A 21798-nucleotide genomic window follows, 5' to 3' on the forward strand; every position below is an offset into this window, starting at 1 on the left:
GCGTCGGAGCGCGTCCACCCCGATCACACCTCGTGCAGCAGTCCCTGCACGAGGGCCGCGACCATGGTCTGCGTCGTGAAGCCGCGCTCCACCTCGGCCCTGCCGTTCCGCCCGAGTTCGGCTGCGCGCTGCGGGTCCTCGAGCAGCCTCAGCATGGCATCCGCGAGTTGCTCCGCATCCCCCGGAGGCACGAGGTGTCCGGAGTGCCCCTCGCTCACGTACTGACTCATGCCGGGCGTGTCCGAGACGACGACCGGGCGGGCGGTCGCGAGCGCTTCCAGCGCAACCGTCATCCCCGAGGCGTGCAGGTTCGGCCTGGTCGGGACGACGATGACACTGGCGGTCGCATAGAGATCTCGAAGCTGCGCGTGCGGCATGTGCCGCACCACCCGAACCCCCTCGGGCGGTGCGAGATCAGAAGAGGTCTGCACCACGACCTCTGTCTCCGGCCGCGCGGCGAGCACGCGTGCGAGCGCCGCGTAGAGCGTCGCCGGATCGCGGTCTCGGTCGTTGCCGACACTGACGATCCGCTGCTGCGTCGGGAAGGGCTGCGCGCCGAAGAAGTCGCTGTCGATGCCGAACGGGATCGGGAAGACCCGCGGACCCCGGTTCCCCAGCAGGCGCCGGAGCGGGTCGACCTGCGCTTCGCTGAGCACCCACGCCGACTCGGCCCCGCTCAGCATCGAGAGCAGGCGGGTCGGAGTGGATCCGGCCTGCGCCATGTCGGTGAGCCAGATGACCCCGGTGGCGTAGCGGACGTGGGGATGGAGGATCTGCAGACGATACGCGGTGTTCTCGTCCCACGTCACGGCCAGGCCCTCGACGGGGCGAGGTCCGATGCCCAGCCGCGCTCGCACACGAGCGACCCGACCGGGCGGCGGGAGATCGACCACCTCCACGGCCGCATGATCACGCAGCGCATCCAGCCCGTAGGGCCAGACGCTCGGGACCTCTCCCCTGGCATGGCTCCGCTCCCAGGCCGGTACCGACTGTTCGGCACGATGAGCCCAGGTGAGAGACAGCGAGGCACCACCCTCGGATTCCACGAGCCAACTATGGACCTCCGCGCAACTCCTGACAAGGATCGGTTTTCGGCAGTGCACGCGCCGAGCTCGGCACTGCGGGTGTCACAGCATCCTCTCGCCCTGCGACGAGGGGACCCGGTAGAGTCGGTCGTACGACTGTGGGGGTCGTCGGACGGCAGGGGATGGCCGTCCCTTCTGTGACGCCACCATGGACATCGACGTTTTCACGAGGGGGATCATGAAGGGCATCATTCTGGCGGGCGGTTCGGGCACGCGACTGCATCCGATCACACTGGGGGTCTCGAAGCAGCTCATCCCGGTCTACGACAAGCCGATGGTCTACTACCCGCTGTCGACGCTGATGCTCGCCGGGATCCGCGACATCCTCGTCATCACCACGCCCCACGACGCCGCCCACTTCGAACGGCTCCTCGGAGACGGCTCGCAGTTCGGCATCTCGCTGACGTTCGCCCAGCAGGAGTCGCCCGACGGGCTCGCGCAGGCCTTCACGATCGGTGCGGACTTCATCGGCGACGACAGCGTCGCCCTCGTCCTCGGCGACAACCTGCTCTACGGCCCCGGCCTGGGCACGCAGCTCAAGCGCTTCGCCGACATCGACGGTGGCGCGGTCTTCGCCTACTGGGTCGCCGAGCCCGAGGCGTACGGCGTCGTCGCGTTCGACGACGACGGCCAGGCGATCTCGCTCGAGGAGAAGCCGAAGAACCCGAAGAGCAACTACGCCGTGCCCGGTCTGTACTTCTACGACAACGACGTGATCGAGATCGCCCGCAACCTGGCTCCCAGCGCGCGCGGCGAGTACGAGATCACCGACGTCAACCGCGAATACCTCGAGCGCGGCAAGCTCCAGGTCGAGGTGCTGCCGCGCGGCACCGCCTGGCTCGACACAGGGACCTTCGACCAGATGACGGATGCCGCCGACTACGTGCGCACGATGGAGCGCCGCACCGGCATGAAGATCGGTGTGCCCGAAGAGGTGGCCTGGCGGCAGGGCTTCCTCGACGACGACGAACTTCGCGTGCGTGCCGAGGCGCTCGTGAAGTCGGGCTACGGCTCCTACCTGCTCGAGCTCCTGGAACGAGGAAAGCGATGACCCGGCTGCTCGTGACCGGCGGCGCCGGCTTCATCGGATCGAACTTCGTGCACCATGTCGTGGCGCATACCGACGCGCACGTGACCGTGCTCGACAAGCTGACCTATGCGGGCAACCGCGCGTCGCTCGCCGGCCTCCCCGCCGACCGCGTCGAACTCGTCGAGGGCGACATCGCCGACGCCGAGCTCGTCGACGCGCTGTTCGCGAAGACCGACGCCGTCGTGCACTATGCGGCGGAGTCGCACAACGACAACTCGCTGCACGACCCGCGACCGTTCCTCGACACGAACATCATCGGCACCTACACGCTGCTCGAGGCCGCGCGCCGGCACGAGCGCCGATTCCACCACATCTCGACCGACGAGGTGTACGGCGACCTCGAACTCGACGACCCGCAGCGCTTCACCGAGAACACGCCGTACAACCCCTCGTCGCCGTACTCGTCGACGAAGGCCGGCAGCGATCTGCTGGTGCGCGCCTGGGTGCGGTCGTTCGGAGTGCAGGCGACGATCTCGAACTGCTCGAACAACTACGGTCCGTACCAGCACGTCGAGAAGTTCATCCCGCGCCAGATCACCAACGTGCTGCGCGGCATCCGCCCGAAGCTCTACGGCGCGGGCCAGAACGTGCGCGACTGGATCCATGCCGACGACCACTCCTCGGCCGTGCTCACGATCCTCGACAAGGGCGAGATCGGTGAGACGTACCTGATCGGTGCCGACGGCGAGAAGGACAACAAGTCGGTCGTCGAGCTCATCCTCACGCAGATGGGGCAGCCGGCGGACGCCTACGACCACGTGACCGATCGCGCGGGCCACGACCTGCGCTACGCGATCGACTCCACGAAACTCCGCACCGAGCTGGGCTGGGCGCCGCAGTTCTCCGACTTCGAGTCCGGCCTCTCCTCGACCATCGACTGGTACCGGGAGAACGAGGACTGGTGGGCACCGGCCAAGGATGCGACCGAGTCGTTCTACGCGGCGAAGGGCCAGTGATGACGGAGTTCGGCAAGGCGCTCACGGTCACCGAGACGCCGATCCCCGGCCTGCTCGTCGTCGACCTGCCGGTGCACGGGGATTCGCGCGGCTGGTTCAAGGAGAACTGGCAGCGCGAGAAGATGGTCGCCGCCGGCCTCCCCGACTTCGGACCGGTGCAGAACAACATCTCCTTCAACGATGAGGTCGGCACCACGCGCGGCATCCATGCGGAGCCCTGGGACAAGTGGGTCTCGGTCGCCACCGGGAAGATCTTCGGGGCGTGGGTCGATCTTCGCGCGGGCGAGACGTTCGGCACGGTCTTCACGACGGAGATCGATCCGTCGCGCGCGATCCTGGTCCCCCGTGGCGTCGGCAACTCGTACCAGACGCTCGAGGCGGACACGGCCTACACCTACCTCGTCAACGACCACTGGTCGCCCGACGCCGAGTACTCGTTCCTGAACCTCGCGGATGAGACCGCCGCCATCGCGTGGCCGATCCCGCTCGCCGACGTCGAGGTGTCACCCAAGGACCTCGCGCACCCCCGCCTCGCCGACGTGACGCCGATCGGACCGAAGAAGATCCTCGTCCTCGGCGGCGCGGGCCAGCTCGGACTCGCCCTGCGCGACGCACTGGGCGACGCCGAGCACGTGGAGTACACGACCCGGGACACGCTCGACCTGCGGGCCGACGACCTGGCCACGGCGCGGCGCTGGCGCGACTACCGCGCGATCATCAATGCTGCGGCCTACACCGCGGTCGATCTCGCCGAGACCGACGAGGGGCGCGGTGACGCCTGGTCGTCGAACGTCACCGGCGTGACGGCGCTCGCGCGCATCGCCGCCGAGAACGGCATCACGCTCGTGCACGTCTCCAGCGACTACGTGTTCGACGGCACGAAGGCGGGCCCGTACACGGAGTCCGATCCGGTGCGCCCGCTCGGGGTCTACGGCCAGACGAAGGCCGCCGGCGACGCCGTCGCCGCCACGGTTCCGCGGCACTACATCGTCCGCACGTCGTGGGTCATCGGCGAGGGCCGCAACTTCGTGCGCACGATGGCCTCGCTCGCCGAGCGGGGCATCTCTCCGCGGGTCGTCGGCGATCAGATCGGGCGCCTGACCTTCACCGAAGACCTGGCCGCGGCGATCCTGCATCTGCTGTCGACCGACGCGCCCTATGGCGTCTACAACGTGACTGGCGCCGGAGAGCCGCGGTCCTGGGCCGACATCGCGCGCGCGGTCTACCGCCTGACCGGGCATGACCCGTCGGGCGTGACCGACGTGACCACGACGGAGTACTTCGCAGACCAGGCCGGTCCGGTCGCTCCGCGTCCGCTCAACAGCGTGCTGGACCTCGGCCGCATCCAGGCGACGGGATGGACGCCGCGGGACGCGGATGCCGCCCTCGAGACGTACCTCGCCGCGAGCAGCTAGAGCTCGCCCGGCTTCATCGCCTCGGCATCGATCGCGCGGATGACGCGCAGGGCGGCGGTGTCCGTCGGCGGTTCGGCGGCGGCGTCGTCGCCCTTGCGTCGCCGCTGCGGTGCGTACACGACGAGCGAGTGGAACAGGAACCGGGCGAAGAACGCCACGATCAACGAGAGCGCCGTCGCGAGCACGCTCGAGATGTGCCAGGACTCGACCATCAGCGCCATCACCGGGATGCGCAGCGCGGCCTCGACGTTGTTGAACGCGAACGAGCTGGCGAAGCGGATGCCGAGGGCGCGGGCATCCGTGCGCATGTCGGCGAACACGAACCGCTCCTGCAGCAGGAAGTTGCCGATGATCGTGACCTCGGCGCCGATGATCGCGGCCCAGACGTAGGGCACGCCCGTGGCGGTGAGCGCCCACATGATCCCGAGGTTCGCGGCCGCGCCGATCACGCCGATGAGCGCGAACAGCGACATCTTCCCGAAGCGCAGCCGGGCGAGGTGCGCGATGAAGGTCGCCCCCTGGCGCAGGCTCGCCTTCGAGGTGCCGTGCCGGCGCTCCGCGAACTCCATCGGCACCTCGGCGATGCGCAGATCGTTGCGCGCGAGGATCTCGAGGAGGATCTTGAAGCCCTGCGGCTGGAGCGCCGTGAGGTCGAGCCGACGGCGGTCGACCAGGAAGAACCCGGTCATCGGGTCGGTGCTGCGTGCGAGACGGAGGGGGAACATCGCCCTGGTCAGCCAGGTCGCCACGCGGGAGACGCCGAAGCGCACCGCCGTGCCGAGCCCGCTGGTGTCGCCGCCGCCGATGTAGCGCGACGCCGCCACCACGTCGGCATCCCCGGCGGCGTGACGCTCCAGCAGCACGGGGAGCAGTTCCGGCGGGTGCTGCAGGTCGCCGTCCATCACGACGCAGACATCGGATGCCGCGGCCTCGAGTCCGACCACCACGGCCCCGCCCAGTCCGTTCGTGTTCTCGGTGCGATGGATGACCCGCACGGGGATCGATGCGTCGACCGCGACCCGTTCGATCTCGACGGCGGTGTCGTCGGTGCTGTCGTCGACGAACAGGATCTCGGCGTCCCACCCGGCGAGCGCGGCCGCGGTTCGGGCGACGAGCTCGGCGACGTTCTCGCGTTCGTTGAACGTCGGCACGATGACCGTCACCGGTGTCCCCACGTCAGCCCCCTGTTCCGCGCACGCACCACGTGCGGCCTCCATCGTTCCATGGGTTGCTGTGGGGAATGAAACCCGGACCTGCTAGACTGTCGAACCGCGGCTGTGGGAGTCGCGAAGCGGATGGGGATCCGCTTCTGGGGAATTACTGATCTGGGGAGATCATGGGGACGCGTATCGGCTATGCCGTTGGTGCTTTCGACCTGTTTCACGTCGGGCATCTGAATCTACTTCGTCATGCCAAGCAGCACTGCGACATTCTGATCGCAGGCGTCGTCAGCGACGAGATGCTGCGCCAGGTGAAGGGCATCGAGCCCGTCATCCCGACGGCGGAGCGTGCGGAGATCGTGAAGCACATCTCGTTCGTCGACGACGTCTACGTGGAGACCACGCCGTCGAAGATGGACTCGTGGCGCGACGTGCAGTTCACCCACTTCTTCAAGGGTGACGACTGGCGCGGCACCGACAAGGGGCTGCGGCTGGAGAGCGAGTTCGCCGAGGTGGGTGTCGAGGTCGTGTACTTCCCGTACACGGCGCACACGTCGAGTTCGTCGCTGCGCCGCGCCCTCGACGCGATCACCGCGGGCGCGAACGCCCCCGCGATGGCCGCGAGTCGCTGACGCCACCGACCGCGCGTCGGCTCGGTCAGTTCGCGACGCCGAGCAGGCTGCGCGCCATCCGCGCGACGTGCGGCGGCGTGTGCGGCCCGAGCCAGACGGTCCACTGCGACGGCGGCTCGGAGCAGGTCCACTCCACGCACCAGGCATGCACGGCGTTGGCCAGCCGCTCGCCACGCGTGTGCGCGCGGATGCCGTCACCGCGCACCAACCAGCGCACCGACACCCCCTCGGGCACGTCGATGTGACGGAACTGGATGCGCGCCGCGGCTTCGAGGATGATCACGCCCTGCGCGTCCCACGGCAGTCGCGCGGCGATGCTCGCGATGACGCCGGCATCGGCCGCGTCACCGGCGATGAGCACGACGCCTTCGATGTCGTCCCAGTCGGGATCCTGCAGGTGCTCGCATGCGCTGCTCATGGTCTCGAGTATAGGTAAGGGTACCCTTACTCACAAGGGGCGGCTCCCGATCTGCGTCGCGCTAGCGCTCGGCAGCGACCTTCGTCAACGGCTTTGCAGGACGACGCCACGCGGAGCACTCTCGGGGGCGTGGACAGATCTGCGTTGCCGCATCGACGGCGCATCCGGCGCCCGGTCGCCTCCCTCGCCGTGCTCGCCGCCATCACCTTTCTCGCCGGGTGCGGCCTGAGCATCCCCGCCGACCCCGACGGCACCCTGGACTCCGTCACGGGAGGAGTGCTGCGCGTCGGAACGTCCCCGGATGGCGAGCTGGTGGAGGTGAGCCGTGGCGACCCCTCCGGGCCGATCATCGACCTCGTGGACCGCTTCGCCGACAGCATCGACGCCGACACCGAATGGACCGTCGCCTCGGAGGAGACACTGGTGACGGAGCTCGAGGCAGGCGACCTCGACCTCATCGCCGGCGGCATCACCCCCGACACCCCGTGGATCGACAAGGCGGGTGTCACCCGGGGCTATCGCGGGATCGAGGGCTCCGACGGGCGTGAGCTCGTGATGCTGGTGCCGCTCGGCGAGAACGCCTTCCTGTCGACACTGGAGACCTTCCTCGACGAGGAGGTCGGCGGATGACCGAGACCCGGCAGTTCGGCCGCACCACGCTGCCGCCGGAGCAGGCGCGGGCGGTTCGTCGCGCGGTGAAGTGGGAGATCTTCACGATCGTCTACACGTCGATCACGATCGCGGTGATCGCGCTCGTGGTGGGCGAGTCGCAGGCCATGCGGACGGCCTGGATCGAGGACATGCTCTCCTTGATCCCGCAGTTCGCGTTCCTGACGGCGCTCATCTTCGTGCGCCGTCGCCCCACGAGGAAGCACCCCTACGGACTGCATCGCGCGATGGGCGTCGGGCATCTCGTGGCCGGAGTGGCGCTGCTCGCCGTGGGCCTGAACCTCGCCGTCGAGGCCGTCACCGGGCTGATCGCGGCCGAGCACGCCACGATCGGCACGGTGCAGTTGTTCGGACAGACGATCTGGCTCGGATGGCTCATGGTGGGCGTCATGGTGGTCGTGATCATCGGGCCCGTGTTCTTCTACGGCCCGGCGAAGTCGAAGCTCGCCCCTGTGCTGCACAACAAGCTGCTGTACGCCGACGCCGACATGGCGAAGGCGGACTGGCAGACCACGGTGGCGTCGGTGGTCGGCGTGCTCGGCATCGGAGTCGGCGCGTGGTGGCTGGACGGGGCGGCGGCCCTCTTCATCTCCCTCGGCATCATCTGGGACGGCTTCCGCAACACCAAGACGGCCGTGGTCGACCTCATGGATCAGCGCGCGCGCACCTATGACAGCAAGCATCCGCATCCGCTGGCCGCCGACATCGTGTCGTACCTGCGGAGTCGACCCTGGGTCGCGCAGGCCGGAGTGCGGATGCGCGATCAGGGTCAGGTGTTCCACATCGAGGCGTTCGTCGTGCCGCATCGCCGAAAGGTGGCGCTCGACGATCTCACCGCCGCGGCAGAGGGGATCGCCGACATCGACTGGAAGATGCAGGACGTGGTCGTGATCCCCGTCGAGCATCTGCCCCGCGAGGTGGACACCGGTCGCCGAGCACCCGGCCGACGCTCAGCGCCACCCCATCCGGGCGGCCGTAGGCTGGACGCATGACTTCTCCTGCCTCCGACACCATCACGATGTTCGGCGCCGACTGGTGCCGCGACTGCATCCGCACCAAGAAGCAGCTCGATGCGCTCGGTGTCGAATACACCTACGTCGACCTCGTCGCCGAGCCCGCCGCCGCGGACGTCGCGAAGGAGATCTCGGGACGCACGAACATCCCGGTCGTCGTGTACCCCGACGCCTCGCACCACGTCGAGCCGTCGAACGCCGACGTCGAGTCGAAGCTGCGCGAACTCGCACTGATCTGAGTGGCCCGCATCGCGCCGCTACACTGGCGCGATGAGCACTGAGGCTCGGCCCGAACGAGCATCCGTCCGTCTCTCCCCGCGCACGATCGTGCTGTACGCGATCGGGTCGCTGGGGACCGGCGGCTACGCCACCCTGCCCGGGCTGGTGCTGACGTATTTCCTCACCGACAACCTCGGCGTCGCCGCGCTCGCGGCCGGACTCATCGTCACGGCCGCGAAGATCTGGGACGTCCTGATCGATCCGTTGATCGGCGCCGCGTCGGACCGTCAGCTCGCTCGCACCGGCTCCCGTCGCGGGTTCATGGTGACCGGCGCTCTGGCCCTCCCGCTGTTCTTCGCCCTCACGTTCGCGGTGCCGCCCTCCTGGGGCCCGGTCGCCGGGGCGATCAGCGTGCTGCTCGCATTCCTCGCCACCGCGACCGCGTTCAGCCTGTTCCAGGTACCGTACGTCGCCCTCCCTGCGGAGCTGACCGGCGACTACGACGAGCGCACCCGTCTGCTGGGTTGGCGCGTGGTCGTGCTCACCGCGGCGATCCTGCTGTTCGGCGCCGGGGGTCCCGCGCTGCGCAATGCCGGCGACGACCCCGTCTTGGGGTACCTCTTGATGGGCATCGCCTCGGGTGTCGTGATCGGGATCGGCATGCTGATCGCCGCCCGGACGGCGACGATCGCCGCCCGGCGCACCGAGGCAGCCCCGGCCGCCGCGATCGCCGACTCGACGTGGCGCGATCAATACATGTCAGGCTTCCGGGCGCTGAGGCGCAGCCAGCCGTTCCGCGCGCTGCTGGGCACGTTCGTGCTGCAGGCCCTCGCCACGGGGACCATGCTCGCCGGCGCGCAGTACGTCGCGACGTGGGTGCTGCGCAGCGAGGATGCCGTGACGTTCGTGTTCGTGGCCCTGGTCGGGCCCGCACTCCTCGCGACTCCGGTGTGGACGGTGATCGCGAGGCGCATCGGCAAGGAGCGGGCGTTCGCGATGGCCAGCGTCCTGTTCACCGCCGCCGCGGCGACGCTCGTGTTCGCGGTCTGGACGCCCGGCGCCTGGATCTACGCCTCGGTCGCGGTGGCCGGCATCGCCTACGCCGGACTCCAGTCGCTGCCCATGGCCATGCTGCCCGATGTGATCTCGCACGACGAGCGCACCAGCGGTCCGGGACAGGCCGGCACGTTCACCGGCATCTGGACGGCGGGCGAGACCGTCGGCTTCGCACTCGGCGCCACCGCGGTGTCGCTGACCCTCGCCGCGACCGGCTACATCTCCACCGTCGCCGGAGCCACCGTCGAGCAGCCGGAGGCCGCGATCACGGGCATCGTGCTCAGCTTCAGCATCCTTCCCGCCGTGCTGATGGCCGCGAGCCTGCTGACGCTGCGCCACTACGGCCTGCGTCGCGCCGACATCGAAGCCGTCGGAACCTCCGACGCCTAAGCTGGGATCCCGTCCGAAGGAGACGCCGATGACTTCTGCGAGCACCGCCCCCGCCCCCGCATCCGCCTCGAAGAGCACGTCGACAGCGGGGTCCGTGTCGCTGAGCGAGAGCGAACAGGAACGCCTCGACACCGCGATCGACGACCTGCAGGCCGGATCGCGCACCTGGTCCGCTCTCACCATCGCCCAGCGGGTCACGCTGCTGCGCGCTGTGCGCACGAGCGTCGCCGCCACGGCCGAGGACTGGGCGAACACGGCCGCCGCCTCCAAGGGGCTCGACGGTAAGCACCCGCTGCGCGGCGAGGAGTGGCTGAGCGGCCCCTACAGTGTGCTCGGCGCGCTCGACGCCTACATCGAGACGCTCTCCCGCCTGGCGAAGGGCGTGAACCCGCTCGACGGCCTCACGATCGATCGCGCCCCCGGCGGACGCACCCGCGTGCACGCCTTCCCTCTGACCGGCATCGACAAGTTCCTGCTGTCGGGCTTCACCGGCGAAGTGTGGCTCGAGCCCGGCATCACCCCGAACGCCGCGCGCGCGGGTGCCGGCCTCGCCCATCGCACCCCCACCGAACCGGGCGGGGTCGGACTCGTGCTCGGCGCGGGCAACGTGACCTCGATCCCGGTGCTCGACGTGCTGTACGAACTGCTCGCCCACAACCGCACCGCCCTGCTGAAGGTCAACCCCACGCAGGATGCCCTGGTGCCGGTGTACAAACGAGCACTCGCGCCCCTCATCGAGCCGGGGTTGCTGCGCATCGTGCGCGGCGGCCCGGCAGTCGGCGCGTATCTCACCGGCCACCCCGGACTCGTGCACGTGCACATCACCGGCTCCGCCGCGACGTTCGACACGATCGTGTGGGGGCCGTCGAAGGGCGAAGGGGCTGCCGCGACGAAGCGTCGTCGGCGCGAGAACCGCCCGCAGCTGAAGAAGCCGATCACCGCCGAACTCGGCGGGGTCTCCCCCATCATCGTGGTGCCCGGCGCGTGGACCGACGCCGATCTCACCTACCAGGCCGAGCACATCGCGACCATGCGCCTGCAGAACTCCGGCCACAACTGCATCGCCGGCCAGGTCGTCATCATGTCGTCCGACTGGGACCAGGCCGATGCGTTCCGCGCCGCGCTGCGCCGCGCCTATGCCAACGCCCCGGAGCGACCCATCTGGTACCCGGGCTCCCCCTCGCGGATGGACCTCGCGACCGACGCCTACCCCGACGCTCTCGTGCTGGGCGACCGGCTGCTCGTCGAGATCGACGCCGACGACGACGCGACGGCACTCGAGACCACCGAGTACTTCGCGCCGGTGCTGGGCGTCGTCACCATTGCGGGCACCGGTCAGGAGTTCCTCGACGCGGCCGTGGCCCACGCGAACGACAAGCTCCAGGGCACCCTCGGCGCGAACCTGCTGATCGACCCGGCGACCGAGAAGGCACTCGGCGCCGGTTTCGAGCGGGCCATCGCGGCGCTCCACTACGGCTCCATCGCGATCAACAGCTGGACCGCCTTCGCGTTCATCACCCCGACCCTCACGTGGGGCGCGTTCCCCGGCGGCACGATCGACGACGTGGGCAGTGGCATCGGCGTCGTGCACAACGCGCTGCTGCTCGACGGGGTGGAGCGCTCGGTGCTTCGCGGACCGTTCCGCCCGTTCCCGCGGTCGCTGCCGATCGCGAACGGCGGCGGACGCCTCACGATCCTGCCGAAGCCGCCGTGGTTCGTGTCGGCGCGCACGGGCGCGGCCGTGAGCGAAGGGCTGACCCGGCACCGTGCGGACGGCGGCGTCGTCGGGCTCCTGACGACGCTGACGAAGGCGCTGCAGGCCTGAGGCTCAGCGCGCTGCGCGGGCGAAGCGGTCGGTCGCGGCGCGCAGCGCCTTCTGGGTCCCCGGCTCGGTGGCGGCGTGACCGGCGTCGTCGACCACGACGAACTCGGCCTCGGGCCAGGCGCGGTGCAGGTCCCACGCGGTCATCATCGGCGTCGCGACGTCGTGCCGCCCCTGCACGATGACGGTCGGGATATGGCGGATGACGTCGACACCGGCGATCAGCTGTCCCTCTTCCCACCAGCCGCGGTGGACGAAGAAGTGATTCTCGATGCGGGCGAACGCGGTCGCCTTCTCGGGGTCGGACATCCCGGCGATCTGCGCGGCATCCGGCGTCAACGTCACGGTCGCCGCCTCCCAGGTCGACCAGGCGATCGCGGCCGGCACGTGCACGGCGGGGTCGGGATCGAACAGCCGCCGGTGATACGCCTCGATCATGTGCGAGCGCTCGAGCACGGGGATCGGCGCGAGGAAGCTCTCCCAGAGGTCGGGGAACAGCGCGGCGGCGCCGCCCTCGTAGAACCACTCGAGCTCGACGCGACGCAGCGTGAAGATTCCGCGGAGGACGAGCTCGGTCACCGCATCCGGATGCGCCTGCGCGTAGGCGAGCGCGAGGGCGCTCCCCCACGATCCGCCGAACACCTGCCAGCTGTCGATGCCGAGGTTCTTGCGCAGCAACTCGATGTCGGCGATCAGGTGCGCGGTGGTGATGTGACGGAAGTCGGCATCCGGCGCACTCGCGTGCGGCGTGCTGCGTCCGCAGCCGCGCTGATCGAACAGCACGATGCGATAGACCTTCGGGTCGAAGAACCGGCGCTGCCACGGCGAGGTGCCGCTGCCGGGACCGCCGTGCAGGAACACCACCGGCTTGCCCTCGGGGTTGCCGCTGACCTCCCAGTAGACGCGGTGCCCGTCGCCGACGAGCAGCTCCCCCGTGTCGTGCGGTTCGATCGGTGGATACAGTGCATCCGTCTTCTTCATCTTCGGTCCCCCGGCCGGTCGTGCAGACTTCATCGTCAACGCTAGCGGGTCGCGCGCTGCGGCTAGGGATCCAGCTGGTCGGCCGGCAGCGTCAGCACCTGCTCGCAGACACCGAGGCCGTTCTGATACCCCTCGGCGAACCAGCGCTGTCGCTGCTCGCTGGAGCCGTGCGTCCAGCTCTCCGGGTTCGAGAAGCCGGACTGCTCCTGGATGTGGTCGTCGCCGACCGCGAACGCCGCGTTCAGGGCATCGATGCGCTGCTTCTCGGTGGTCGGCTGAAGATACGGGATGCCCTCGCTGTCGGTCTCCTCCGAGATCCGTCCGATCCAGGCACCCGCATAGCAGTCGGCCTGCAGCTCCGTGCGGACGCCATTACTTCCGGGACCGGTGCCGTTGTTCGGGTAATCGTCCATGACCCCGGTGATCCATTGGATGTGGTGACCCCACTCGTGCCCGACGATGTACAGCTGGGCGAGTTCGCCCGCGGATGCACCGAACTGCTCCTGCATCAGCTGGAAGAAGGTCGGGTCGATGTAGACCGTCTCGTCGCCGGGGCAGAAGAACGGCCCGACGGCGTTGGATGCCGTGCCGCAGGCCGTGTTCGTCGCCCCGTCGACGACGATGAATCCGGGCTTGCGGTAGCCCTCGACCTCGTCGGCCCAGAACTCGTCGAGCACGAGCTGCGCTCCCGCCATGCGGCAGTCGACATCGGCGTTCGCCTGCGCACCGGTCTCGCAGTTCTCGATGACCGATCCCCCGGCGGGTTCGCTGCTTCCGCCGGGCGCCCCGCCGCCGAGCAGGCCGGTCAGGTCGATGCCGAGCAGCGGTCCGGCGATGAGCGCGATGATGCCGAGCACACCCACGCCCACGCCACCTGCGATGGCTCCGTTGCGGCCGCGTCGACGCGTGGTGTTGCCCGAGATGTCGGCGTCGGGATTGAAGGTCATGCGTCGAGGGTACTCCGCGCGGACACCGGCCGAACGGTCGTAGGCTCGGAGCATGACGACCACGATCACCATCACCGGCGCGGGCGGACAGATCGGCTACGCACTGCTGTTCCGCATCGCGGCGGGAGACCTGCTCGGACCTGACGAGAAGGTGCGGCTCCGGCTGCTGGAGATCCCGCAGGGACTCGGTGCCGCAGAGGGTGCGGCGCTCGAACTGCAGGACGGCGCGTTCGGTCTGCTCGAGCACGTCGAGGTGACGGATGACGCGGCCGTGGGGTTCGACGGGACCGACCTCGCACTGCTCGTGGGCGCTCGCCCGCGAGGGCCCGGCATGGAACGCGCAGACCTGCTCGCGGCCAACGCCGGCATCTTCGGCCCGCAGGGTGCGGCCATCGCGGCGAATGCGGCACCGGGCGTGCGCGTCACGGTCGTGGGAAACCCCGCCAACACCAACGCCCTGATCGCGGCCGCTGCAGCCGACGGCGTGCCCGCCGAGAGGTTCGCCGCCCTGACCCGACTCGACGAGAACCGGGCGCGCGCGCAGCTGGCGCAGACGCTCGGCGTCCCCGTGCACACCGTGCGCCGGGTGCCGATCTGGGGCAACCACTCGGCCACGCAGTTCCCCGACATCTCGCACGCGACCGTCGGCGGGAAGCCCGTCGGCGAAGCTCTCGAGCAGATCGTCGGCGACGTGCCCGCGTGGCTCGACCAGACCTTCATCCCGCGCGTCGCGAAGCGCGGCGCGGAGATCATCGAGGTGCGCGGATCGTCGTCGGTGGCCTCCGCGGCGAGCGCGACCATCGACCACGTGCGCGACTGGGTCCAGGGCACTGACGACTGGACCTCGGCCGGCATCGTCTCGCACGGCGAGTACGGGGTTCCCGAAGGTCTGATCTCGTCGTTCCCCGTGCGCTCCGTCGACGGCGAGTGGCAGATCGTCGAGGGCCTCGAGTTGAGCGACTGGGCCCGCTCCCGCGTCGACGCCTCGGTGGCCGAGCTGGTCGAGGAACGCGACGCCGTGCGCGGCCTCGGCATGCTGTGATCGCCTGACCGCCGCGCCGCCGACCGCATGGGGAGTTCTGCCCATCGCCGGACTTCGGCACCCCCGCTAGATTTGCTGGGGACGGGAACACCGTCGAGGAGGGGCGCACGACATGACTCAGTGGGACGAACTGCATCCAGGCCGGGGGAACACCGGCGCGGTCAACGATGCTGCGACACGCGTCAGCAACCGGAACACCGGCACCGAGACCGTGCGCACGGCTCTATCGAACGCGGCCACCGGCACGACCGAGGAGATCTGGGCGGGTGACGCGGGTGCCGCGTTCCGCACGTCGCTGGCGAAGCCCCAGACCCTGTGCGACGAGCTCAAGACGGAGTTCGCCGCCGTGCAGGCCGCCCTCTCCGCCTACGCGACCGAGGTCGACCGCATCCGCGTCGCCACCACGGCGGCGCACCAGGCGTACGCCACCGGCTATGCCACGTGGAAGGCCGCGGAGCAGGAGGACAGCCCGTTCCTGCCGTCGACCTTCACCCCCAACGCCCCGAACGCCACCCTGGGGTCGAACCTCTGGGTGCCGAGCGGGAACAAGCCCGGTCTCTACGACATGCGGATGGCCGCGCAGCAGCTGCGCACCCTCGCCGACCAGCGCGAGACCGCCGACAGCACGCTCTCCACGGCGCTCCAGCCGCCGGCGTCGGCACGATGGGACCAGATGCAGTCGGCGTTGAGCGCCGCGGGCATCGACGACATCGACGACCTGACCTTCGAGAACCTCGGAGACGCGTTCGCGAACCTCGCCGACGAGATCGCCGAGGGCGACGTGACCGACGAGAACGTGCAGGCCCTGCAGGACTTCTTCTCGGTCTGGGGCGAAGACACGTTCGTGATGTCGCAGTTCTTCCTCGAGGTCGGCGGCGAGAGCACCGTCTCGATGATCGACAACCTGGGTGACGCGGTCAGGAACGAGAACTTCGACCCCGCGGCGGCGCTGGCGCTGGCCACCATGATCCGCGGTGGCCTGTCGACCGGATCCCAGATCTGGATGCCGTCGACCTCCAGTGACTTCGCCGAGAGCATGCTCGAGGGCGCCTCCTCCACGGTGGGCGGCGCTGTCGCCGCGATCGGCTTCCTCTTCTCGGACGAGAAGAACAACCCGCTGGGCGTGAACCTCACGGTGGCCATGGCCGACGAGATCGACCGTATCGAGCGCGACCCGATGAGCATGCAGAACGGCGGGTGGTACGACACCTCGCCGAACGCGGGCGGTCGCACCCTCGCGCAGCTCGAGGGAGAGACGACCGGGCTCGACGGCAACCGGGTCGACGACCTCGCCGGCCGTGTCTTCTCGACGCTCGGCACCTACCCCGACGCGGCGCTGGACTGGCTCACGGCCACCGGCGACGACCCCTACGGCGACGGCGACCTGGGCCCCGGGCGTATCGAGTACTGGTACGGCGACCGCGACTGGAGCGCCGCGGGCAGCGGCGACGGCTTCGAAGGACCGGGAGCGCTCTGGGCCGGCGCACAGCAGGCCTCGGGCGGACCCGCCGATGCGACGCACACCTACAACCCGGAGACCTGGGACCGCGTGGCTGAGCTCACCACCCAGGTCGTGCGGGAACTCACCAGCAACGAGAGCTTCGTTCCGGAGAACCTCACGAGCATCGGACAGGTGCGCATCGCGGAGGGCATCTCCGTGGCGATGCCGTACTTCTCGGAGAACCTCAGCGAGAGCGACCCCCGCACCGCGAGCGCGCTGTCGATCCAGGACGCACTCATCGGGACGAGCGACCCGCGCTCGATCCCCAACGTCACGCAGGAGCAGCTGTCCCAGCTTCTCGGCACCGCGACCTGGAGCGACGGGGACTCGCCGTCGGCCGGTGCGGATGTCATCTCCCAGTCGGTGCGTCAGTACCAGGATGCGCTCATCGCGCTCGCCGACATCGCTCCTCCCGGCAGCGCCTTCGCTGCGGACGCCCTCGAGCGTGTCGTCGAGCTGCAGGGGTGGCTCGACGGATCGACGGAGGGCGCCGCGCTCGGAGAGGCCGGGCGCCACGATGCCGCCGTCCAGGAGGCCATCGACGGCGTGAGCACCGTCGTCGGACTCATCCCGATCCCGGCCGTCGGCGATGTGCTCGTCGAGGGCGGCAGCGTCGCGATCGACGTGGTTCAGGATGCCGTCATCGGCGGCGTCTCCGACTGGGGCTTCGGCAATGCCGAGGCGGCGTGGGGCAACTCGCACGAAGTACTGTTGGAGGAGCAGCAGAACAGCGCCTCCGGCCGCGAGATCGCGATGATCAACACCATCGAGCAGATGCTCGCCGATCTCGGCATGACGGAGGGGCTCTCCCCGGCGGAGGCGACCGATCTGGCCGAGGAGATGCTGGCGGACTATCAGCGAGGCGTCGAGGCCAGCTCGTCGTGGGCAGAGGGGCATTGAGAATGCAGTACAGGCGTCGACTCATGGGTCTGACAGTGGTCGGGATCGCGACGATCGGTCTCGCGCTGACGGGGTGCACCCCCGCAGCGGTCGAGCCGCCGTCCGTCAGCTGGCAGTCGGGTGAGCCCTCGGGTGAGTTCGAGTCGAGCCCCTGGGTGCAGGCGGTCCGCGCATCGGACACCGCCCTCAGCATCGCGGCGTTCACGCGCGACTACACGTCGGACGAGCTGCAGGACACCACGACGGAAGAGGCGATCGATGCTGCGGCCCAGTGGCAGCGCGACGAGGCGAAGGCCGACCGCTTCTTCACCTACCCCGGCCCGGTGCCGATGATCCCGCTCTCGGTCGACGAGCAGGGTGACGAGGCGCTCGTGACCGTCTGCCAGGCGCAGGACTGGTACCTGGACGCCGACCGCACCACCGCGCCGGAGCCCACCGAGGGACGAGAGGTCGTCTACCGCGTGATCCGCGACGGTGACGCCCGCCTCGTCGAGACCGACTCCGTCACCACGAAGGACTGCGATGTCGCAGGCGCGAGCATCGCCCTCTTCGACCCCCAGCCCGACCCGAACGAGACCTATTCTCCCGACGATGTGAAGGTGCCGTGATGACCGATCTCCAGTTCGACTCCGACGCCGTCGGTGCCACCGGCAGCACGCTCCAGAGCACGGCATGGGGCATGAGCCTCGACGTCGACCTCTCCCTCGCCGGCTGCGGCAGCTCCACGGTCTCGGCCGCCGCCGACACCTGGGCCATGTGGGCCAAGGCCTCTCTCCTGCAGCTGCAGAGCATGACCGCCGGCGCCGGCGTGGTCGCCCGCGACTCGGCCACCGCCTTCGAGACGCAGGAAGCCGAGATCACGGACTCGGCGAACAACGGCACCCCCTGATAACGGTCTGCATCCGCACCCGCGACAGGGCAGAATGGAACGCGGAGGTGCGCGATGAGCGAGACGTTCGAACCCACGACGGCGGCATCGGTTGATGCTGCCCTGACGAGCCCGCTGCACCTTCCGCATGACGCGGCGGTGTGCCCGAAGTGCTTCACGGAACTGCAGGAGAACCGGAACTTCTGGCTCGCCCGCCCCGACGGCTCACGCCTGGTCGGACTGGTGGTCTCCCGCGACGACATGCCGTCGGTCGTGGAGCAACGCGCCGATCTCACGCGGTTCGGTGTGCCCATCGAGGGCTTCCGTCACCCCGCCCCCGACATCCTGGAGAGCTGGAGCGACCGCCTCTCCCGCCTCATCGGCACCCTGCGTCCCGGCGACGTGCTGGTCGTCGTGTCGATCGTCGCGCTCGGGCGCGACAGCGACGAGGGCGCCAGGACGGTCGCAGAGCTCCGGCGCCACGGCATCATCGTCAAGGTGCTCAGCCACAACGCGCGGCACCTCGCCGACGCCGCGGCCGCCACGCGCTGACCGCCCGGCGGCACCGACCACTCAGGCTTCGGCGGACACTCCCGACGGCGCACCCGGAAGCTCGAAGTACGACGCCTCGACGATGCTGTCGAAGAACCCGAGCAGCACGTGCGGGATGTCGCCGACGGGCGTCGACAGGTTCACGAGCAGCACCTGCTTCGAGCCGGGGACCGTGTACCAGTAGTCGGCGGACAGCCGACGGATCGAGACCGCCCCCGCCTCGGCGGCCAGCTCTTCCGGAGCCTCACGCAGGTCTTCCGCGTCGGCCAGCTTCTGCTCCTCGACGCTGTGCAGTCGGAGGATCGCGGATCCGGGGATCTGCAGCCGGTGGGCGGTGTCGAGGTGGGGACGCTGCAGCTCGGTGAAGACCTTCTCGAGCGTCGCGACGACGGCCTGCGGCGAGACCCCGATGGCCGGAGACATCCGCAGGTCGGGCTGCTCGAACACCGTGAGCGTCACCGGCAGCGGCGTGCCGGGGCGCAGTTCGGTCATCAGGAACATCGCCTTCGCGTGCAGCGCGCGAGCACTCGCCACCGCCTCGGTGAGGTCACGGCGGGTCAGTGCCCGCAGCGTCGAATCCTCGTCGCGACGGCCGAAGACCTCGTCGACGAAATCGGCGACCAGCGGACCGCTGTCGAGATCGTTGAGCAGCACCGGATGCCAGGCGCCGAGGAGTCGGAAGCGCAGCTCGGGCGTCGCCGCCTCGACGGCGACCTCACTCACCGGCGAGCTTCTCGATCTCGTAGTCGGGCACGTTCACGCCCACGGAGAGGCTCGGGCTCCAGTCGATGCCGAGCTCGTCGGCCGCTCGCTGCGCCTCGATCGCGCCCTCCTTGCCCTCGTACGTCGACCACGGGTTGAACTTCACGAACGCCGGCTTCGGCTCGGAGGCCTTCCAGGCCGACACCAGGACCGCGGTCAGGCTGTCCCCCGTCACCACGTATCCGAGCGGGACTTCGACGTCGATCACCCAGCCCGACGTCAGGCCGTCCTGATTCGGCTGCACCTCCACCTGGAGCGCTTCGGGGAGCGCGGCCTTCACCGCGTCGACCACGGGTGCGGGATCGTTCATTTCAGCCTCCTGGGTGGATGCGGGCGGAGTCTTCTCCGGCGCGGGCGCACCGGTCGGAAAGCACCCGGTCAGCAGCAACCCGGCGACGCCGATTCCTGCAACGGTTAGTGTCAGGCGTCGGAACATCACTCACTCCATGCATATTCTTCGGTCGCGACCGTCGCACCGTCGTGCGCGTAGAACTGCTCCAGTCTCGCACGCTCGTCGGCGGGCAGATTCGCGAGCTGCTCCTGCCAGCTGATGTTGTAGAGACCCGCGTTGTGCGCGCCGGCGTCGATCGCGGCCGGCTGGTGTCCGGGCGCGACGGGCGTGAACGTGCGCCAGTTGTCCTCCTGCCGAGGATTCACCGCGCCGTTGGTGAGCGTGTCGAGCATCGGCACCGGATCGCCCTGATGCTGCATCGAGATGACCTGCGTCGTCGGCGGGATGCGCATGGCATCGATGGGAGATCCGCACGCCATCACGGCCTCGAAGTTGTACGCGCTCGACCGGTTCGCTGCGAGGTGCCCCGCCATGATGCCGCCCTGGCTGAACCCGACGAGCATCACGGGGTCGCCGTTCGGGCCCGGATTAATGCCTGCGTCCTGCATCGCCTGCATCACGGCACGCTCGTACTGCGTCTGCAGCTCGGGCGTGAGCATGAGGGCGAGGTTGCTGTCGAGGTCGTTCGTCGCCCCGGTGTCGTTGATCCCCTGGAGGCTCATCACCCAGTCCTGCGTCGACGGCAGCACAACGCGCCACCGGGTGACGCCATCGGCACCGACGACCTGTTCGACCCGGATCACGCCCTGCTCGTCGGCGGCGGACGTGCCGCCGAGGTCATCGACCAGACCGGCCTCCGCGAAGGCGTTGTCGAGAGACGCGCCGCTGACGGTCGACATCTGGTTGCGCCACGCCTCCAGCGCCTGCTGGTACTCGGCATCGGTCGCGTAGTCGGACCGCGACGGCATCGGGATGCTCCGCTCGTCGACCTCGAACGGGGTGACCTCGGGGTCGGGTGCGAGCACGTCGGTGAGGATGCGGGTGATCAGCACCCCGCCGATCGTCAGCGCGACAGCACCACCGAGGAGAGCGAGCACGGCCCCGAGCAGCGGTCCGCCGAGGAGAAGCCCCGCCAGCCCGAGGACGATCGGGATCAGTGCGAGCAGCAGCACCGTCATGATTTTCGGCAGCAGGGCGTTCCAGATGTCGGAGAGGGTGTCGAGGACGCCCTTGATGACATCCGCCACCCAGCGCCCGATGCCGGCGAGCAGATCGCCCACACCCTCGAAGAACTGGGCGATGTTGTCGAGGACCGAGTCCTTGCCCTGGCTGATGACGCTCTCGATCGCACGGATCGCGGCCTGGGCCGCATCCTCCTTGCTCTGTGCTCCGGCACGGAGACGAGCGACGATCGCGTTGATGTCGGACTGGGCGGCCGTCGCCTGGCGCTCGGCGCGGGAGAGGTCGTCGGCCGTGTCCTGACGGACGTCCTGCGGAGAGTTGCTCAGCCCCTCGAACAGCTGCCGCCGCTGCGCATCGCCGGCCGCGTGCTCGGCCGTGCCCAACCGGCCCTGTGCGGCTTCGAGCGCCGGGATGTCCCTCGCCGCCTGCTCCTTGATGGGCGCGAGCGTCACGGCATACGTGCGCAGCGCTGTAGCGGTCTCGTCGTAGCGCAGATACGCCTGCGACATCGAGGTCTGCAACTCGGCGGCGGTCGACCGCAGTGCCGTCGTCGACTTGCTCAGCTGACCCGAGACGATGTCCTGTAGCGCCTGCGCGGCGTCGTTGATCGCGGTGGCCTGACGAGACAGTGCACCGGAGCGGGTCTCGAGCGTGCCGGGGTCGCCCTCGAGCAACTGCGACCAGTCGTTCTGGTTCCAGAGACCGTTCATCGGAGAGCCTCGCCTTCGCTGCGCATGTCGATGAGGGAGCCGAGATCGCCGAGCACCGTGTCGATGCGCTCGGCCGGCGCGGAGAACGCGATGAGGTTCTCGGGAGGCAGGACGGCTTCGGCGGGGAGGGTGACGA

Annotated in this window: 22 protein-coding genes; 14 read left to right on the forward strand and 8 right to left on the reverse strand. The window is 69.4% G+C overall.

Features of this window, described 5'->3' with window-relative positions; all coding sequences use genetic code 11:
• Positions 1-23: 23 nt before the first annotated feature.
• The gene (locus BQ2383_RS15385) at positions 24-1046 is read right to left on the reverse strand and encodes a glycosyltransferase family 4 protein (protein WP_091035809.1); all 1023 of its coding nucleotides are present in this window, start codon (positions 1044-1046) and stop codon (positions 24-26) included.
• Between the two features lie 217 nt (positions 1047-1263).
• Here BQ2383_RS15385 and rfbA point away from each other — a divergent pair, with 217 nt between their 5' ends.
• From rfbA to BQ2383_RS15400, 3 genes are read left to right on the forward strand one after another with little or no spacing between them, the layout of a single operon-like run.
• The gene (gene rfbA / locus BQ2383_RS15390) at positions 1264-2136 is read left to right on the forward strand and encodes a glucose-1-phosphate thymidylyltransferase RfbA (RefSeq protein WP_091035958.1); all 873 of its coding nucleotides are present in this window, start codon (positions 1264-1266) and stop codon (positions 2134-2136) included.
• Positions 2133-3131, forward strand: coding sequence for a dTDP-glucose 4,6-dehydratase (gene rfbB, locus BQ2383_RS15395; RefSeq protein ID WP_091035812.1), 999 nt, complete (start codon positions 2133-2135; stop codon positions 3129-3131). The genes rfbA and rfbB overlap by 4 nt, the downstream gene beginning before the upstream one ends.
• Positions 3131-4546 (forward strand): sugar nucleotide-binding protein, encoded by a 1416-nt coding sequence (locus BQ2383_RS15400; protein WP_091035815.1) that lies wholly within the window; start codon positions 3131-3133, stop codon positions 4544-4546. Before rfbB ends, BQ2383_RS15400 begins: the two co-directional genes overlap by 1 nt.
• Here the strand turns inward: BQ2383_RS15400 and BQ2383_RS15405 are convergent.
• A complete protein-coding gene (locus BQ2383_RS15405) occupies positions 4543-5763 on the reverse strand; it encodes a glycosyltransferase (RefSeq protein WP_091035816.1) in 1221 nt (406 codons plus the stop codon). The genes BQ2383_RS15400 and BQ2383_RS15405 overlap by 4 nt on opposite strands.
• A gap of 119 nt (positions 5764-5882) precedes the next feature.
• Between BQ2383_RS15405 and BQ2383_RS15410 the strand changes: the two genes are divergently transcribed.
• Positions 5883-6338 carry an adenylyltransferase/cytidyltransferase family protein gene (locus tag BQ2383_RS15410; RefSeq protein WP_091035818.1) on the forward strand — a complete coding sequence of 152 codons (456 nt, stop codon included), beginning with the start codon at positions 5883-5885 and terminating at the stop codon, positions 6336-6338.
• 25 nt (positions 6339-6363) lie between these two features.
• Here BQ2383_RS15410 and BQ2383_RS15415 read toward each other — a convergent pair whose 3' ends face one another.
• Positions 6364-6756: an SIP domain-containing protein gene (locus BQ2383_RS15415; protein ID WP_091035822.1), complete on the reverse strand. Its 393-nt coding sequence runs from the start codon at positions 6754-6756 to the stop codon at positions 6364-6366.
• Positions 6757-6885: 129 nt separating this feature from the next.
• Between BQ2383_RS15415 and BQ2383_RS15420 the strand changes: the two genes are divergently transcribed.
• Genes BQ2383_RS15420 through BQ2383_RS15440 form a run of 5 tightly spaced genes read left to right on the forward strand, consistent with a single transcriptional unit; the run spans position 6886 to position 11928 of the window.
• The gene (locus BQ2383_RS15420) at positions 6886-7386 is read left to right on the forward strand and encodes a hypothetical protein (RefSeq protein ID WP_347876382.1); all 501 of its coding nucleotides are present in this window, start codon (positions 6886-6888) and stop codon (positions 7384-7386) included.
• Positions 7383-8417, forward strand: coding sequence for a cation transporter (locus tag BQ2383_RS15425; protein WP_091035824.1), 1035 nt, complete (start codon positions 7383-7385; stop codon positions 8415-8417). Before BQ2383_RS15420 ends, BQ2383_RS15425 begins: the two co-directional genes overlap by 4 nt.
• Positions 8414-8677: a glutaredoxin family protein gene (locus tag BQ2383_RS15430; RefSeq protein ID WP_029262885.1), complete on the forward strand. Its 264-nt coding sequence runs from the start codon at positions 8414-8416 to the stop codon at positions 8675-8677. The genes BQ2383_RS15425 and BQ2383_RS15430 overlap by 4 nt, the downstream gene beginning before the upstream one ends.
• A 31-nt stretch (positions 8678-8708) precedes the next feature.
• On the forward strand, positions 8709-10103 hold the full coding sequence (locus BQ2383_RS15435) for an MFS transporter (RefSeq protein ID WP_237682290.1): 1395 nt from the start codon (positions 8709-8711) through the stop codon (positions 10101-10103).
• A 28-nt stretch (positions 10104-10131) separates the two neighbouring features.
• Positions 10132-11928 (forward strand): aldehyde dehydrogenase family protein, encoded by a 1797-nt coding sequence (locus tag BQ2383_RS15440; RefSeq protein WP_091035826.1) that lies wholly within the window; start codon positions 10132-10134, stop codon positions 11926-11928.
• 3 nt (positions 11929-11931) lie between these two features.
• Here the strand turns inward: BQ2383_RS15440 and pip are convergent, their stop codons facing one another.
• Complete coding sequence (gene pip / locus BQ2383_RS15445; protein WP_244176026.1) at positions 11932-12939, reverse strand: prolyl aminopeptidase; 1008 nt, start codon at positions 12937-12939, stop codon at positions 11932-11934.
• Positions 12940-12968: 29 nt separating this feature from the next.
• Positions 12969-13853 (reverse strand): neutral zinc metallopeptidase, encoded by an 885-nt coding sequence (locus tag BQ2383_RS15450; RefSeq protein ID WP_091035966.1) that lies wholly within the window; start codon positions 13851-13853, stop codon positions 12969-12971.
• A gap of 52 nt (positions 13854-13905) precedes the next feature.
• Between BQ2383_RS15450 and BQ2383_RS15455 the strand changes: the two genes are divergently transcribed.
• The 5 genes from BQ2383_RS15455 to BQ2383_RS15475 all read left to right on the forward strand — a co-directional run bounded on the left by BQ2383_RS15455 (position 13906) and on the right by BQ2383_RS15475 (position 18716).
• Positions 13906-14895, forward strand: a complete 990-nt coding sequence (locus BQ2383_RS15455) for a malate dehydrogenase (RefSeq protein ID WP_091035832.1) — start codon at positions 13906-13908, stop codon at positions 14893-14895.
• 112 nt (positions 14896-15007) lie between these two features.
• On the forward strand, positions 15008-17296 hold the full coding sequence (locus BQ2383_RS15460; protein ID WP_091035835.1) for a DUF6571 family protein: 2289 nt from the start codon (positions 15008-15010) through the stop codon (positions 17294-17296).
• Between the two features lie 23 nt (positions 17297-17319).
• Positions 17320-17904, forward strand: a complete 585-nt coding sequence (locus BQ2383_RS15465; RefSeq protein WP_140403371.1) for a hypothetical protein — start codon at positions 17320-17322, stop codon at positions 17902-17904.
• Positions 17904-18185, forward strand: coding sequence for a hypothetical protein (locus tag BQ2383_RS15470; RefSeq protein ID WP_029262893.1), 282 nt, complete (start codon positions 17904-17906; stop codon positions 18183-18185). Before BQ2383_RS15465 ends, BQ2383_RS15470 begins: the two co-directional genes overlap by 1 nt.
• Positions 18186-18239: 54 nt before the next feature.
• Entirely contained in the window at positions 18240-18716 is a 477-nt protein-coding gene (locus tag BQ2383_RS15475; RefSeq protein ID WP_091035840.1) for a recombinase family protein, read from the forward strand.
• A 21-nt stretch (positions 18717-18737) separates the two neighbouring features.
• Here the strand turns inward: BQ2383_RS15475 and BQ2383_RS15480 are convergent, their stop codons facing one another.
• The 3 genes from BQ2383_RS15480 to BQ2383_RS15490 form a co-directional block, all read right to left on the reverse strand.
• On the reverse strand, positions 18738-19439 hold the full coding sequence (locus BQ2383_RS15480) for a hypothetical protein (protein ID WP_091035842.1): 702 nt from the start codon (positions 19437-19439) through the stop codon (positions 18738-18740).
• Positions 19432-19788, reverse strand: a complete 357-nt coding sequence (locus BQ2383_RS15485; RefSeq protein ID WP_205828737.1) for a hypothetical protein — start codon at positions 19786-19788, stop codon at positions 19432-19434. Before BQ2383_RS15485 ends, BQ2383_RS15480 begins: the two co-directional genes overlap by 8 nt.
• 125 nt (positions 19789-19913) lie before the next feature.
• Positions 19914-21662 (reverse strand): hypothetical protein, encoded by a 1749-nt coding sequence (locus BQ2383_RS15490; protein ID WP_091035845.1) that lies wholly within the window; start codon positions 21660-21662, stop codon positions 19914-19916.
• Between the last annotated feature and the right edge of the window lie 136 nt (positions 21663-21798).

This window comes from Microbacterium oxydans, assembly GCF_900095745.1.
Classification (GTDB): domain Bacteria; phylum Actinomycetota; class Actinomycetes; order Actinomycetales; family Microbacteriaceae; genus Microbacterium; species Microbacterium oxydans_B.